Origin of the sequence: Mycobacterium sp. IS-2888 (assembly GCF_001954215.1) — a bacterium.
Taxonomy (GTDB): Bacteria; Actinomycetota; Actinomycetes; order Mycobacteriales; family Mycobacteriaceae; genus Mycobacterium.
This window is the reverse complement of sequence record NZ_MBET01000059.1, coordinates 1-691: the sequence shown is the minus strand read 5'-3', so window position 1 is coordinate 691 and position 691 is coordinate 1. Positions and strand designations below refer to the sequence as shown.

At 67.4% G+C, this 691-nt stretch carries 1 protein-coding gene; it reads left to right on the top strand.

What is annotated here, in order from left to right:
* The coding region (locus tag A5745_RS10335) for a PE/PPE C-terminal domain-containing protein (RefSeq protein WP_175879803.1) at positions 1–682 on the top strand (682 nt) is incomplete at its 5' end.
* Positions 683–691 lie beyond the last annotated feature (9 nt).

Genomic DNA, 691 nt, shown 5'->3' with positions numbered 1-691 from the left:
CCAGGCCCAGGCCACCCCGGCGGGCAACTCCGCCCAAAACGTCGCCGCGGTCACCCCGCAACTGGCCGCGGCCAGCACCGCACCCACCACCCAAGCCACCACCGCGGCCACCACCACGACCGGGCCCTTCACCTGGCTACAAAACCTGCTCACCAACCTCTCCACCCAAGGCCTGCCCACCCCCACCAACAACTGGCTCGGGCTCGTCTCCGCGAACTACGACACGGTGCTGAAACGAATGACGGGCTTGCCCTATCAGTCCAACGGCCTAGCCAGCTTCTTTTCGAGCATTGCGCAGCAAACGTTCAATGGACCGGTGGGAACGACGGCCGGCGCGCAAGGTGCGTTCTTTCCGACACCGCAGTTTGCGGCGTTGGGCGCGGGCGGGTGGACTTTCCACCCGGCCGCCGTACCCACGGCAAGCCTGTCCTCGGCCACCAAAATCGGCGGACTGTCGGTCCCGCAAAGCTGGGCCAGCGCCACCGGCGCCGAAGAACAAACCGCCACCAAACTCGTCAGCACCCAGCTACTCAACCCCGACGGCGCCAACGCCGCCGGAACCAACGCCGCCATGCGCGGCGTCCCCCTCGTCGGCGGACGCGGCGCCCAACGCAGCGGCAACCTCGGCGTGCGCTACGGCTTCCGCTACAACGTACTCACCCGACCACCATCGGCAGGATAAAGAAATGCC